Source organism: Asaia sp. A2 (assembly GCF_057319415.1).
Genome location: NZ_JBXWTO010000008.1, coordinates 105,246 through 119,966 on the forward strand (window position 1 = coordinate 105,246; position 14,721 = coordinate 119,966).

Annotated in this window: 13 protein-coding genes; 8 read left to right on the forward strand and 5 right to left on the reverse strand. The window is 59.0% G+C overall.

Annotated elements, in window-relative coordinates:
• Positions 1-83 precede the first annotated feature (83 nt).
• The 3 genes from ACWNRM_RS08775 to ACWNRM_RS08785 all read left to right on the forward strand — a co-directional run bounded on the left by ACWNRM_RS08775 (position 84) and on the right by ACWNRM_RS08785 (position 5,183).
• Entirely contained in the window at positions 84-2,678 is a 2,595-nt protein-coding gene (locus tag ACWNRM_RS08775; protein WP_485170398.1) for an MMPL family transporter, read from the forward strand.
• A gap of 162 nt (positions 2,679-2,840) precedes the next feature.
• On the forward strand, positions 2,841-4,301 hold the full coding sequence (locus tag ACWNRM_RS08780; protein ID WP_485172193.1) for a carbohydrate porin: 1,461 nt from the start codon (positions 2,841-2,843) through the stop codon (positions 4,299-4,301).
• Positions 4,302-4,433: 132 nt separating this feature from the next.
• Positions 4,434-5,183 carry a TIGR00266 family protein gene (locus tag ACWNRM_RS08785; RefSeq protein ID WP_485170396.1) on the forward strand — a complete coding sequence of 250 codons (750 nt, stop codon included), beginning with the start codon at positions 4,434-4,436 and terminating at the stop codon, positions 5,181-5,183.
• 27 nt (positions 5,184-5,210) lie between these two features.
• Here ACWNRM_RS08785 and ACWNRM_RS08790 read toward each other — a convergent pair whose 3' ends face one another.
• From ACWNRM_RS08790 to ACWNRM_RS08805, 4 genes are read right to left on the reverse strand one after another with little or no spacing between them, the layout of a single operon-like run.
• The gene (locus tag ACWNRM_RS08790; protein WP_485170395.1) at positions 5,211-5,363 is read right to left on the reverse strand and encodes a hypothetical protein; all 153 of its coding nucleotides are present in this window, start codon (positions 5,361-5,363) and stop codon (positions 5,211-5,213) included.
• Positions 5,364-5,384: 21 nt separating this feature from the next.
• The gene (locus tag ACWNRM_RS08795) at positions 5,385-5,990 is read right to left on the reverse strand and encodes a hypothetical protein (protein ID WP_485172194.1); all 606 of its coding nucleotides are present in this window, start codon (positions 5,988-5,990) and stop codon (positions 5,385-5,387) included.
• A gap of 4 nt (positions 5,991-5,994) precedes the next feature.
• Positions 5,995-6,819, reverse strand: coding sequence for a serine O-acetyltransferase (gene cysE, locus ACWNRM_RS08800; protein WP_485170393.1), 825 nt, complete (start codon positions 6,817-6,819; stop codon positions 5,995-5,997).
• The gene (locus ACWNRM_RS08805; protein ID WP_485170392.1) at positions 6,816-8,039 is read right to left on the reverse strand and encodes a UbiH/UbiF/VisC/COQ6 family ubiquinone biosynthesis hydroxylase; all 1,224 of its coding nucleotides are present in this window, start codon (positions 8,037-8,039) and stop codon (positions 6,816-6,818) included. Before ACWNRM_RS08805 ends, cysE begins: the two co-directional genes overlap by 4 nt.
• A 170-nt stretch (positions 8,040-8,209) precedes the next feature.
• On the opposite strand from ACWNRM_RS08805, the gene glnK reads away from it, so the two are divergent.
• From glnK to ACWNRM_RS08830, 5 genes are all read left to right on the forward strand, one after another.
• Positions 8,210-8,548 carry a P-II family nitrogen regulator gene (gene glnK / locus ACWNRM_RS08810; RefSeq protein WP_023977809.1) on the forward strand — a complete coding sequence of 113 codons (339 nt, stop codon included), beginning with the start codon at positions 8,210-8,212 and terminating at the stop codon, positions 8,546-8,548.
• Complete coding sequence (locus ACWNRM_RS08815; RefSeq protein ID WP_485170391.1) at positions 8,545-9,885, forward strand: ammonium transporter; 1,341 nt, start codon at positions 8,545-8,547, stop codon at positions 9,883-9,885. Before glnK ends, ACWNRM_RS08815 begins: the two co-directional genes overlap by 4 nt.
• A gap of 31 nt (positions 9,886-9,916) precedes the next feature.
• Complete coding sequence (locus ACWNRM_RS08820; protein ID WP_485170390.1) at positions 9,917-10,420, forward strand: hypothetical protein; 504 nt, start codon at positions 9,917-9,919, stop codon at positions 10,418-10,420.
• A 763-nt stretch (positions 10,421-11,183) separates the two neighbouring features.
• Positions 11,184-12,401 (forward strand): hypothetical protein, encoded by a 1,218-nt coding sequence (locus ACWNRM_RS08825; protein ID WP_485170389.1) that lies wholly within the window; start codon positions 11,184-11,186, stop codon positions 12,399-12,401.
• Positions 12,402-12,631: 230 nt separating this feature from the next.
• Positions 12,632-13,027 carry a beta/alpha barrel domain-containing protein gene (locus ACWNRM_RS08830; RefSeq protein ID WP_485170388.1) on the forward strand — a complete coding sequence of 132 codons (396 nt, stop codon included), beginning with the start codon at positions 12,632-12,634 and terminating at the stop codon, positions 13,025-13,027.
• Between the two features lie 400 nt (positions 13,028-13,427).
• Here ACWNRM_RS08830 and ACWNRM_RS08835 read toward each other — a convergent pair whose 3' ends face one another.
• On the reverse strand, positions 13,428-14,624 hold the full coding sequence (locus ACWNRM_RS08835) for a nucleoside hydrolase (RefSeq protein ID WP_485170387.1): 1,197 nt from the start codon (positions 14,622-14,624) through the stop codon (positions 13,428-13,430).
• Positions 14,625-14,721 lie beyond the last annotated feature (97 nt).

A 14,721-nucleotide genomic window follows, 5' to 3' on the forward strand; every position in this document is an offset into this window, starting at 1 on the left:
TTCCCATTCGGGTGACAATGCTCTAAACCTGCCCGGATCATGACGCTTTGGCGTCTTTCCGAGGCAGGGTTCATCACACGTCAATGCTAGCAAATTTCATCGGATCGATCGTCTCGTTCTGCGCTCGACGCGCCTTTGTTGTCATTGCGCTTTTTGTGCTGCTCACAGCAGCGAGTCTGGTGATGACGGTGCAACGCCTTGGTGTCACTACGGATACCGATGAAATGTTTGCAGCCAGCCTGCCTTGGAAGCAGCGCGGCGCAGAGCTAAGCAAGCTTTTTCCGCAGAATGACGACCTGATGGTGGCCATCATCAAGGCCGACATGCCTGAGCAGGGCCGGGCAACAGCCCGTGAACTGGCCCGTATTCTACGCGCCGATCACAAGAATTTCCGTACCGTTCGCCTGCCTGACGACTCGCCATTTCTTGAAAATCACGGGCTGCTCTTTCTGGACAAGCCGGTTCTGGGCACGCTGCTCGATTCCATCGTGGCAGCACAGCCCTTTTTGGGGACGCTTTCGGCCGATCCGTCTTCACGCGGTATTTTCACGGCCCTTGGGCTGATGGGTGAGGGGCTGTCGGCGGGTGAGGATATTCCCGAGAGCTTTACGCCAGAGCTTCGCGGCTTTGCCAAAGCGCTGAATGATGCCGCCAGCGGCCACCCAAAGGATCTGTCATGGCAGAATCTTCTGGCGGGTCCGCTTGGTGATATGGCGGGCAACTACCAGTATGTCATCACGCAGCCGCATCAGGATTTCGGTTCGCTTCAGCCGGGTGGTGAGGCAAGTGCCGCCATGCGCCGTGCCATCGATTCCCTGCCATTCGTCAGGAGCGGCAATGCAATCGCCATGATCACCGGTCCGGTGCAGCTGAGTGATGAGGAATTCTCGACGGTGGCCCACGGCATGGGTTTTGGTTTGCTGACCTCGCTTGTGCTGGTGGCGTGCTGGCTGGTTCTGGCCGTGCGCTCTGTCCGTGTAATCGTGCCGATCCTGATCACGCTCGTTATCGGTCTGCTGCTGACGACAGGTTTTGCCGCCCTCGCCGTGGGTAAGCTCAATCTGATTTCTGTCGCGTTTGCCGTTCTGTTTGTCGGTATCGCCGTTGATTTCGCGATCCAGTTTTCTGTCCGCTTCAGGGGGCAGCGTCTGCCATCGGGTGAGGCCATGGCGCCTGCCGAGGCACTGACCGAGACGGGGCGAGAGACGGGACATCAGATTCTGGTGGCGGCTCTGGCAACGGCGGCGGGTTTCCTTGCCTTCGTTCCGACCAATTTCGTGGGTGTGGCCCAGCTTGGCCTGATTGCCGGTATCGGCATGATCATCGCCTTCCTGTGCACCATGACCCTGCTGCCGGCCCTGCTGCATCTGTTCCGCGCGCGTCTGAGCCGGGGCATGCCGGGTTTCGCCAGCCTCGCACCGGCCGACGGTTTCCTGCGTCGCTTCCGCAAGCCCATCCTGGCATTTTACGCCATTCTGGCCCTGACCGGCATCGCGCTTATTCCGCATCTGAGCTTTGATGCTGATCCTCTGCATACCAAGAATCCGAACACCGAGGGGATGCGTGCGCTTCATCTGCTGGAGCAGGACCCACGGGCCTCGCCCTATGATGGCGAAGTGATCGTGCCGAACCTGAAGGTCGCTGCGGAACGGGCGAAGCAGTTCGACGCGCTGCCGAGTGTTTCCTCGGTCATGTGGCTGGGCATGTTCGTGCCGGAAGATCAGACCGAAAAACTCGCGATGATCAAGGATACGGCGTCGATCCTGCTGCCGACACTGGTAGGTCAGGAAGTGCAGCCTGCACCCGATGCCAATGCCCTTCGCGCCAGCGCGGCCTCGGCAGCGGCCAAGCTGGCCGCTGTGATCGACAAGACCGCGCCCGACTCACCGCTGCGCGACATCCAGAAAGCCCTTGCGACACTCGCCAAGGCGCCGGATGACCGGATCATGGCGGCCAATACGGCGCTGACACGCTTTTTGCCCGAGCAGCTGGCCCAGCTTGTTGATGTGCTTCAGCCCACGCCTGTGACGATGGAAAGCATCCCGCAGGATATTGCGCGTGACTATGTGGCGCCGGATGGACGCGCCCTGTTGAAGGTTCTGCCCAAGGGGCGGATGTCCGATAGCAAGGTGCTTTATCGCTTCCTGCGCGACATGCAGTCGGTGGATAAGAACACGGCGGGCACGGCGCTCGAGGTGGTCGAGAGCGCCCACACGATGGTTCATGCTTTCTCGACGGCGGCGATTTCGGCTCTGGTCATGATCGCCATCATCCTGTTTGTGGCTCTGCGCCGCCTGCTGGATATGGCGCTTGTGCTGGCCCCCCTGCTGCTTTCTGCGCTGATCACGGTCATTCTGATCGTGACGGTGCCCGAGACGCTGAATTTCGCCAATATCATCGCGCTGCCCCTCCTGCTTGGCGTGGGAGTGTCGTTCAACATCTATTTCGTGATGAACTGGCGTGCCGGCATCAAGAGCCCGCTGACATCTCCGACGGCGCGCGCGGTCCTGTTCTCGGCCCTGACGACAGGGACGGCATTCGGGTCGCTTGCCGCCTCGCAGCATCCGGGCACGGCCAGCATGGGGCGGCTACTGCTCATGTCGCTGGCCTGTACGTTGCTTGCTACGCTGACCTTCATTCCCGCCCTGCTGCCCAAGCGTAGCATCGACAAGGAATAGCCGGTTCATCCGGCAAGACGGGGGCGCCTGCCAGAGCCGGGGTATTGTGACCCCCGTGTGCTGCTCTCCCCCGGTTCCGGGCTTGCGGAAAAAAAATCGGACTGGTCAGGCACGGATTGGCGATGCTAGGACCGAGGCCTAACGTTTCCGTGAGCAGTTTCTTTGGTTCTGAGTCACTTCTTTCGCTGGAGCCTGGCCGCCGCCTGTCTTGCAGGTATGTCAGCCCCGATGCCGGGCTGGGCCGCCGATGATGACGATGAGGAAACCGGCTCGGAACCCAGCTATCAGATCAATGATCCGTTTCCTGACCGGCCCTTGCAGCCCACCAGCGTGCCGGCATTCGGTCAGCCCAAGGCCGTATTCTACAATCCCTTTGGCCTGACGGACTGGTTGCGTCGCCACGGGATCGGGCTGCTGCTCGACAATATCAATGAATATGCGGCCGCCGTTACCACACCCACACGCCATGTCGGGGATTACCGTCAGGGGTCGAGCAATGCCGGGCAATATGCCCTCTCGCTGAATGTGGACTGGGAGCGCATCGCGCATATCAGGGGCTTTGCCACCCATATGGTCGTAACGGGGCGCTATGGCACGCCTGCCAACCGCATGTTCGGTGACTGGCTGAACCACTCCTCCGAAATCTATGGCGGGGGCGGCAATGTGGTGGTGCATCTCGTCATGGCCTATGGCGAAGAGACGCTGTATGGCGGCAAGCTCTCGATTGCGGCAGGGCGCATGGCCGAACTCTCCGACTTCGTGGCCAGCCCGCTTTTCTGTACTTTCCAGATCAACGCCATTTGCGGTCGCCCCCGTGCGGCAGCCGATACCGGATATGCCTCGACCTTTCCGGCCGGGAACTGGGGTCTGCGTGTGCGCGGCCGCCCCTTGCCGCAATCCTATATCCAGCTTGGCCTGTATCTGACCGAAGAGGGCATGTTTGCCTATTCGATGAACCGCAGCGGCTTCAAGTTCAACAGCGCCTATATCAATGGTGTGCGTATGCCGCTCGAACTGGGCTGGGAGCCAAGGGCGCGCGGCCATTTACCCGGCCATTACAAGATTGGTGCGGCCCTCACGACCACCCCGCTTTCCGATATCCACGAGGACCAGTACGGTCAGCCCTATGCCCTGACAGGACTGAACCAGCGCCAGCATCGTGCCAGCTATAATGCCTGGGTGCTGATGGATCAGAAAATCACGACCTATCGTAAGGACAAGGCCGGACAGGATACGGATTCCGGCCTGACGGCGCTCTGGGGCTTTCTCTATAATGACGGGCGCGTGGCGCTGCGTCACTGGCAGGTCTATGGCGGTCTTATCAGCCGTGGGACTTTCGCCTCCCGCCCTGAGGACACCATCGCTCTGGCCTTCAGCTACACGGCAATGTCGCCGGGCGTGCAGCGCACCGAAGAGTTGCTGCGCGCGAGGGGGGAGGTACTGCCCTACCGTGCCACCGGTATCCAGCGCCATGCCGTCGTCATGGAGGCCAATTATGGCTGGCATGCCTGGCGCGGTATTCTCATGCAGCCGATGGTTGAGCTGTTCGTACGACCCAACGGGCAGGGAAACCTCAAAGACGCTGTCCTGCTCGGCTTCAAGTCCCATGTGGAGTTCCTCTGAACAACCGGAACCGGCCTGATGGTCATGATCGGTCGAGAACGCATCTTTTCTGGTCTCCTGCATTTTTGCCGATGCATCGACTGGCTCCGCCGTGCCATGCTCTGTGACGTTATGTTTCCCGGAGAATGATTCGTGGATGCCCAGATTGATGGTTCGTTGTTCCCTGTACTCCGCATCGCCCTCCAGCCCGGCGAGACGCTCATGGCTGAGACGGGCGAGCTCTCCTGGAAAAGCCCCCATGTCACGCTGGAAACCAGCACGTCAGGGGCCGGGCAAAGCGGATTCATGGGCACAATCTCGCGCATGATTGCGGGAGGCGGGCTGTTCATGACCCGCTATCGCGCTGAAGGGGCTCCCGGCATCGTTGCCTTCGCCGCCAAGATACCGGGGCATATCACCGAGCATACAATCGATGGATCGCGGGCCTATCTCGTGCATCGTCATGGCTTCATCGCCGGTACCGAAGGGGTCCGCCTCGACATGGCTTTCCAGCGCAAGCTCGGAGCGGGCCTGTTTGGCGGGGAGGGATTCATCCTCCAGCGCATCTCGGGTTACGGTCAGTTCTGGGCGGAGTTGGGCGGCGAGATCGTGGCCCATGATCTTGCGCCCGGAGAACAGATCGATGTGCATCCCGGTCATGTCGGCATGTTCGAGGAGAGTGTGCAGTTCGATATCACGACACTGCCCGGCATACGCAACAAGCTGTTCGGGGGCGATGGCGTGTTTCTGGCCCGTTTGACCGGGCCGGGGCGCATCTGGCTGCAGACACTCACCTTGTCCAATCTCGCCGGGGCTCTGTCGCCCTATCTTGGCGGGACCGAAGCCAGAGGTGCTGTGGAAGGCACGCTGCTCAGTTCGCTCGTTCGCAAGGCGTTCGACTGATGCGAAAGGGGTGCGATGCCGGATCTGTCAGGGCAGTCGGGCCTCGCGCAATCTGGTGAGGAGCTTTCTCTCGGCCGGAGGGTGCGCGTAGAGCGTTTCGAGAGGAACAGCGTCATGGCCGAGCATCCAGGCGACTTCCAGATGATAGAGCCGATAGGGTCCGCTCCGGCGCACATCCATTGAGGGATCATGCGCCTGAAATCACGCGAGATTGTCTCGCATATCAAATTCACCGCCCTTGCCGATGAGATCGGCATAGCCCTCATTGAGCCATGCGGGGCGGGTCAAGGCAAAGAAGCGTCCGAAGCTGCGGCCTTGCATCACATGCGTTGCTTCATGGGCGACGTAATAGGCAAGAGGCCTTTCCCGCGCGTCCGCCATCGGTTTGTCGTGGAGGGGAATGATCCTGTTATGGGCGATATCCGACTCACGGAGATAGATGTTGGAGGTGAGGGGGCTGATGACGATACCGCCAACACGAGGGTGAAACAGACCGTAAAGCTGAAGCCGCCAACCCGTATTGCAGAAAAAGACATGGAAATGCTGGGCGGGCGTATAGAGGCTTGATGTCCGCAGCCGCAGTGTCGCGTCATCCAGGATGACGGTTATATGGTCGTCGATAGGGCGATCCGACCACAATTCGAATTGCTGGTAGGACAAGCGATAGGCAAAAGCCGGTTCAGGGCAGATCAGTACGACGAGATAGGCTGCAACGAGCGTTGCCAGAACCAGGACACCCCGACGCAGCACAGGCAACACGCTTCTAAGCTGTGAGAGTCGACCGGTGTGTAAAAGGAGACGACCCATCGGGTCAGATCACGTAATCGACCGGGGGCAGGCGCTGGTCCATGCCCAGAGCTGGCATGGCGGTATGGCGCGTGCCGATGCGACGTGCGGGATTGCCCACAACCGTTGTGTAAGGTGGTACGCTCTCGAGCACGACAGAGCCCGCGCCCACCTTGGCGCCTTCGCCAAGTTCGATATTACCCAGCACGATGGCTCCGGCTCCCACAAGAACGCCCCGCCGGACCTTGGGGTGACGATCGCCGGTTTCCTTGCCCGTCCCGCCGAGAGTAACGCCCTGGAGAAGCGAAACATCGTCTTCAATAATGCAGGTTTCACCCACCACGATGCCTGCGCCATGATCGAACACCAGACGCCGTCCAAGACGGGCGGCGGGGTGAATGTCGAGACCGAAGCGTTCACTCACAAGGCTTTGCAGATGACGGGCGAGATGCTGGCGGTCATGGCACCAGAGCCAGTGGGCGATACGGTAGGCCTGTATGGCGTGATAGCCCTTGAAGAACAGGAAGGGGGTCACATAGTCCGGGCAGGCAGCATCGCGCTCGAAGATCGCGATCATGTCTTCTGCGGCAGCTTCTGCAATTTCCGGTTCTTCGGCCAGAGCTGATGTGACGAGCGCCGAAAGTACGGGGGCCGAGAGGGCGCGGTCGGCCAGTTTGGTACCAAGCAACGCCGCAAGAGCTCCCTGGAAATTGCGGTGATCGCTGATACCGGTGGCGAACACACCTTGAATGAGCACGTCACAGCAGACATCGCTCTGCTTGAGCATCTCCTGCCACACGACGCCCAGATCAGGCGCTTTGGGCGATGTCTGATCAGGTATCGTGCTCATAAACCCATGGCCTTTCTCACGAACGTGCGGCGCAGGCCAGGCAGGCGGCTCATCACGCCAAGCCCGAGATCGCGCCCGAAACGCAGAAGAGGATTGTCATTGCCGAACAGGCGTTCAAGCCCGTCACAAGCTGCCATGATCGCCATGTTATGGGGGCGCACCTGACGCTGGTAGCGGGCAAGCAGATCGGCGCCGCCGAGATCGCCCCCGCTGGCAAATCGCGTTTCCAGAAGGGTGGAAAGGGCGATGATGTCCTTGAAGCCGACATTCAGGCCCTGTCCGGCGATCGGGTGAAGCCCGTGAGCAGAATCGCCGGCAAGCGCAAGTCGCGGTGCCGTGTAACGCTGGGCATATTGTGCCGAAAGCGGATAGATCCAGCGTCGGCCGACCGGAACGGCCTTGCCTACATCATCGCCAAGACGCTGCATGATGGCATTGGCAAAGGCCGCTTCGTCGAGCGCATAGAACCGCTCGGCGCGTCGTGTCGCTTCTGCCCAGACGATCGCCGAACGATAGGGATGCTCGGCCGTGGGCGGCAGGGGGAGGCGTGCAAACGGCCCCTGCGGGAGAAAGTGTTCAAGCGCCCTGTCGTCATGTGGGCGCTCATGATGAATGATGCTGATCAGTCCGCACTGGTTGTAGGGCAGGCGCGTGACCATGATGCCCGCCTGCTGGCGTAGCGGGCTCTGCCGCCCCTCTGCGGCAATGACGAGCGGTGCCCGATAAACCGGTCCGGATTTGAGCGTGATCTCGACATGATCGGTGCCGAATTCGAAGCGCCCCGTATCAGGCGCGGCAATGTCGAGAGCGCCTTCATGCGTCGTAAGGGCATGGTTGAGGGCCGCACGCAGGTCGCGCGCCTCGATCATCCATCCGAATGGCGTGGCTTCACCATTTTCGATCGGCGCATCCTCCGGGCCAAAGCGCAGGCCGTGGGGGGAGGCTGGCTCGCCGGGACGGCCATCACTGACGGTGATACTGCGTATGGGCTGCGAGGGGGAGGGAAGGTGCTGCCAGATACCGGCCGCCACCAGCATGCGGCGTGAGCCTTCGGTAATGGCATAAGCGCGCCCGTCGAGCGAGGGATGTTCCATACCCGGCAGGGGAGACCGGTCGATGAGCAGAACCCGAAGCCCCGAGGCCGCAAGGCGACAGGCCAGAGTGGCCCCGACGGGGCCAGCGCCGTTTATGCAGATATCGACCTGTCGCATGGGGTTCATTTCTCCGCAGCATTGTTGACCGTGGCTTTTTTAATGCAGTCGCAGGAAATGGGAAATGGATCGTCATAGACCCTTGCCAATCTCGTTATGAAACTGGCACGATTTATGTTCATGAGAACTGGCGGAGCTGTTTCTATAAACAGAAGCCGTTTGCGGTGCGGAGGAATGTAATGAAGCTCATTACGGCGATTATCAAGCCGTTCAAGCTGGATGACGTCCGTGAAGCGTTGACCCCTTTAGGGGTACAGGGCCTAACGGTTACCGAGATCAAGGGTTTCGGCCGTCAGAAAGGTCAGACGGAGATTTACAGAGGCGCTGAATATCAGGTCAGCTTCTTGCCGAAGGTCAAGATCGAGATCGCTGTCAGTGATGACATTGTCGATGAAGTCGTCGATGCGATTCTCAACGCCGCCCGCACCGGCAAGATCGGCGATGGCAAGATCTTCGTCTCGCCTCTCGACAGCGTCATCCGCATCCGAACCGGCGAAACGGGAGAAACTGCCATATGAGCCGCGTTTTCAAGGCCCTTGCTCCTCTCGCTCTTTGCGCGCTTCCCCTGCCTGCCTTCGCAGCGCCTGCCGCGATTGACACGGGTGACACGGCCTGGATGCTGGTCAGCACCGCCCTTGTGCTGCTGATGACCATTCCGGGTGTCGGCCTGTTCTACGCCGGCATGGTCCGCAAGAAGAATGTGCTTGCGACCCTTATCCAGTCCTTCGCCATCTGCTGTATTGCCAGCATCGTATGGCTGCTGATCGGCTACAGCCTTGCCTTCGGCACGGGCACGCCCTGGATTGGCGATATGTCGCGCTTCATGCTGAACGGCGTGGCCGAGCATATCAGCAAGGGGGTCGATCAGGCGTTCACCATGGGGGCCAATTCGGCCAACCCTGTGGCGATGACGATTCCCGAGAGCGTCTGGGTAATGTTCCAGATGACCTTTGCGATCATCACGCCTGCCCTGATTGCAGGCAGCTTTGCCGAACGCATGAAGTTCTCGGCCCTGTGCGTGTTTACCGTGCTGTGGTCCCTGCTGGTCTATGCGCCGATTGCCCATTGGGTCTGGAGCCCGCTTGGCTGGGTGGCAGGTATTGGCGCGGTCGATTTTGCCGGTGGTACCGTCGTTCATATCAACTCGGGTGTCGCGGGTCTTGTCGCTGCCCTCGTGATCGGCAAGCGCCGTGGCATGGGTCATGACGACTTCTCGCCCTTCAACCTGACCTATGCCATCATCGGCGCCTCGCTTCTGTGGGTGGGCTGGTTCGGTTTCAATGCCGGTTCTGCCGGTGGCGCCAATGGCCGTGCAGGCATGGCCATGCTGACCACACAGATCGCGACCGCAGGTGGTGCCATGGCCTGGATGGCGGCCGAGTGGATCCACTCCCGCAAGCCGACGGCTCTTGGCATCATCTCCGGTGCTGTGGCGGGTCTCGTGGCCATTACGCCGGCAGCAGGCTTCGTGCTGGCTGGTCCGGCGCTGATCATCGGCCTCGTGGCTGGCGTGGTGTGCTTCTGGGCCTCGGCCATTCTCAAGCCGCGCCTTGGTTATGATGACAGCCTTGATGCCTTTGGTGTGCATGGTACGGGCGGTATCGTAGGCGCGTTGCTGACCGGCGTGTTTGCCTATGGGCCGCTATCGGCAACGGATGCCAACCCGACAGGTGTCGTCGGCTCCTTCGCGCAGTTCGTTCGTCAGGCTGAAGCTGTGGGTGTGACCATCGTCTGGTGCGTGATTTTCACCTTCATCATCCTGAAGGTTATCGATCTCACAATCGGGCTACGTGTCACGCGTGACGAGGAACTCGAAGGTCTGGACATGGTTCTGCATGGTGAGCGGATCAACTGATCCGCACGCCTTACCTAACGGGAATTTGCCAATGGCACTGAAACTCTCTCATGGCCACGTTCTGCTGGCCGGTCTCATGCTCGGTGGAGTGGTCTGTGCCAGCTCCCCCGCCCTGGCGCTAACGGCGAAGGAATGTCATGCGAAGTTTCAGGCTGCCGAGAAAGCCGGCACCCTGAACGGCCAGAAATACAAGGATTTCAAGGCTGCCCAGTGTGGCGATGTCTCGACCAGCACCGCGCAGACATCTATGGCCCCAGCCGAAAAGGAAGCAGCAGCAGACAAGCCTGTGTCCGCCGAGGCGCCAGCTTCGCCGGGTGCAGGGATCACTTCAAAGCCCTCTACGACGGCTTCCGGCAATGTCGTATTTCCAACCTCCGTTTCCGCCGCCTATGCCAAACTCTCGCCCGGCAAGGCGCGCATGAAAACCTGCCTCGACCAGTACCATGCGAACCAGCAATCCGGCGGAAATGGTTCTCTGAAATGGATTCAGAAGGGCGGTGGGTATTACTCCCAATGCAACGCCAAGTTGAAGTAGACAAAAAGGCCCGGTAACGGGCCTTTTTTTTTGAGTGAGGGTCGCAGCGGCTACAGAGACAAGTGCTGTCGCGTTGCTCGTGATCCACTCATGCCACCGGCTTCGTGTGGCGAGCGGCACAAGACGCGGGTTGCACGGGTCTGTTGGTGTCGTTAGTGAGTGCCAAAATGCAACGGGGTTGAATTCCATCGCATGGGAGATGGTATAGCGACCCCCGCAATATATAGAATTGCCTGTAATAGCAGGAGCGACGGCTAGCAGGGACCAAATTCCAGAGCTCTGCCGTCTTCGCCAATATGGATATATGTCCTGCAAGATGTTGACATTGTCTTGTTATTGCAAGCGCCCGCATTTCATATAGAATGGATATTATTGATATCTAGAGATCGAGATTGATTCTCCTCAATAAAAGACGAAAACAAGAGGCGTTTTCTTGTATCTTAATGGCATTCAGGGAAGTCTTATCGTAGAAAAAGTTGTTTTTGCAACAAATTATAATGAAGGTGAGGATTATCTTTCTCTCTATATTGATAATTTTCTGCATTACACTGACGGAAGCTGCCAATTAATCATCAATCTCGCCCCTGGGCGGCGCCTTGTCGATCCGGCATTGGGCGCTCATGAGCGTGTTCATATCATTAATGGACAGATCGAGCGCTCCAAATGGGGTATGGGGCTTTCCATAGGGCATCTCGAGTCATACGCATATGCTTCGCGGGAACTGGGCGCGTTCGATTTTTTCTGTACTACGGCGTCGAACGCCATGTTTTTCAGAAAACCGGATTTCAGCGCTGTAATCAGCCAACTGGAGGCGGGTAACATCTTTCCCGATACCCATGGTCGTGATTACACCAAGGACCATGACATATCGGTCAAGGGTTATGACGGTGACGGCGGGTCATGGGCCTGGACCGGATTCAATCAGTCCGAGAACTTCAGGCGATCCCTGGAAGAGGGTTGCGGTATCAAGCGATGCTCGGTTACCCAGATTGAAGGGCTGTTTGCGCGGAAGCAGGACTGGGATATCATCCTTGATCACCAGCCCCAGATCAACGCATTACGTCATGCGCTTGAACAGGACCCGGATGATCCTCGCAACTATATGGCCGTTGAGGAGATGTTGTTTTCGACATTCATCCTGCAGGCTGGTAGCGGCCGTTTTTCCCATCTCTGTTTTGTATTCTGGAGCGGGCTCGGTCGCGTAGGACCTGCAGAATTGCTGACTACGCTCCCGGCTCTGCCGGTCCACTTCTGTTGTGCCAAATGGTTTGATCGACAGATTACCGATCCGGCAGTCATACTCGTGGGCACTGATGCCGGCCGCGCCATGCTCGCTGCGTGTCGTACTACGCCCGCAGGACGGTCTGTGGTTCTTGCGCAAATGAGTGAGACCCTCAAGGCGCTCAGCAATATGAGACCCATGAGTGGCGTCGAAAACAGCATTGCGCGCAACTGGCAGGATTTGCCGGGTTGGAACGGACGCGTGCTTGTTGAAGGCAGGATCGATCTTGCCCGACAGGTTGAAACGGTTCTCGAGGATGTCATGCAGCCAGTCGAGGCGTTCGCTCCGTTTTTTCTTACTGAGGCTGCCCATCGAGGCTTTGATCTTTCGATCTCACTCACGGAGACTGGCGATGACCTTCAGATCGTAGCGACCGGTCAGTTTCCCGACGATCGCCTGAGCACGGCGCTGGCGGGTTATCTTTATCTCTCCTACCGTGCGCCAGTCAGTGAATTCATCCTCTCATTTGACAGCCATGATAATGCCCGGCGCGTGGCTGAACGCGCTGTATTCTACGACAATCGTCATCACTATGCTCTCGTTACGCCTGATCGGGAAACCGAAATGAATGGTGAAGTCCGACTTCATTTCCAGGTCAAGGACGAGGCCAAATTCAACGTGATCTCTATCGGGCTGCCGTGTTTCGGGCGGTTTTTCACTTCCCTTCGTCTTACGGTTCTGGAGACGCCTTCCCAGTAGATCAAGTGACAATGACAAGCGTATCCTGATCATTGTCGTGCGCCAGCCATTCTGTCATGGCTGGAGGCTTGGTCGGGTGTCGGTCGCGTAGTCGGCGTGGTGTGAAGGAAGCATGAAATCGGAGCTGCAGGTGGCGGTGCTTCCTCCTTGTTGGTGACGATAAGTGTGGACCAGACACCCCATAAGCGCTGATAGGCCTGTAGTTTATCTTTCAGAATTCATGACATGATTTGGTGGTTCCTGATTTTTACCTCAAGGAATCTCTCATGACATTCCAAGTCGCCTTTGAGACTCAGTCAGGGGTAAGATTTTTTCTGGATAGGGCAGATCGCGATGCTCCTCGACGCTGGTCGGCTGCAGGACTTTTTTATGGCGTCACAACCTGCCCGACCATTCTTCATCGGGCGGGCCTGCCCTGCATACGCGCGGCTGTTGTGGCTGTGGTGAGCGACGTTCTCGGCTGCTCAGTCAGCGAGGTGCAGGCCCAGTGCCAGGGGGAAGAAACCTGTAGACTGATTAAAACCGAATTGGCGCTGGTGGCGCTCGATCCGTGTGCGGCCGTTAAGGTTCCGAGCACAGAGGACGGCATAGCGCTGTTTCGACCCTTCATGCCTTTGATGTGCTGACGATCCTGACCGCTTTTTACGCAGCGCATCCGGCGCCATCGCTGCCGCTGCGAGCTCGGATTATGTGGCTCCCTATTTCGGCCGGACTGGTGATCATGGAGGCGATGTCCTGGCAATCGTCACGGTTATGCAACGCATCCTGCACACTTCCGGGCGTCCGAAGTGTCTGTTCATCGCGAGCCAGCGAAAAGCCGAGGACTTCTAGGCTCTTGCCGCCTCGGGGTGTGACACCTTCATTTTTAGCTCGGCTGTTACTGAGCGATTATTCAGCAACCTACTGACGACAGACGCGGCGGCGGCCTTCGAGCAAACAGTTGCCGGTAAGTGACCTTACCCGCGCTGGTCTCGGCATCGCCCCGGGCCTGACAGGTTATTCAGGCCCTCTTGTCGGCAAGATCGCTCAGGGCAGGGGCTTGCCGCTCAGCGGAGGCTGGGGGGCGGCCACCAGCCTGTCCATCAGATCCTCAAAGCGGGGCACGTCGATTTTCTGCACCACGATTGTCCGTCCCTCACCGAGGCCGGGCTGATAGCCGGGCGACCACGAGATAATATCGCCATATGACGGGCCGAACTGCGTGTTCACGTCAACATAGAGGTCGGCTTTCTGGGTAATCAGCCCCGGACTCAGCCAGACAGCCGCAGCAATTTCATCCCAGAGCGGAAAGCCCGGCTCGCGGGTCTTGAGGGAGCGCGAAACCGGGGTGTCGGAGCGCGAGAGACGTTTGAGCAAATCGGGGGTCAGCTCGGTATCCGTCGAGGGGTCGACTGGAATCATGGTGACCTTTGGCCAGGGCGCGCGCAGGGCAATGCTTGCAGCCTCAGGGTCGAAGCGAATGTTGAATTCGCGCCTTGGTGCATTGAGAAATTCGCGTGCGAACTGATGGGCAACTTCATCAGGGCGTGTCTGACGCGGGTTGAGACTGCCGCCCATATAGACCAGCTCCTTGGCGAGCGAGGCAAATTCCGGGTCGAGGCGTTGGGCCAGAGCCAGGTTGGTCAGCGGTCCCGTGGCGATGATCGCCACCTGATGCGGGTAGCGATGCACCATGTCGATCATGAAATCAGCAGCGCGTTCGTGTTGCGCCTTGATGGTCGGATTGCCCTGAGGCAGGTCCGGCACGACATCCGGACCGTGATAGGGAGGGAGTTTCTGAAGAGTGGGCTCTACCCAGTGCTTCATCCACACGCCTTTCCAGACCAGCTTGCCGTAAAGGGTCTCCCAACGCTCGGTCTGCGCTTCGGTATTCACCAGTGGATAGGTGGCCCCTGTATAGACAGGCAGATCAGGCCGCCCGGCAATTTCCACACCACGAAGCGCATCGGCTGTGGCTTCTTTCGCCCAGGCATCGCCTGTCACGGTCGTAACGCCCAGAACCTTTACATTTGGCGCCTTGATGACCATCCACTGGGCGAGGGCAAACCCGTCATCATCGAGAATGACCAGGCGTGGCTCGGCATGCGCCGCACTGATGGCAACCCCATTGGAGGCGACAAGGCCAAGCAGAGCGAGTGAGGCGAGGCCCATACGCGCGATGCCGGCATCCCGGCCACGTCGCGCGGCGGGTATCAGTCTCGAAAAATTCGGTTTGCAGCGCATGTGCCGTTACTTCCCTGGTTTATTGTCCTGCGTCGGGCTCCTGCCTCGGAGGGGGACGCCTTTTGGCCCGACCAACGAAGCAAGAGTTGCTTGTAAT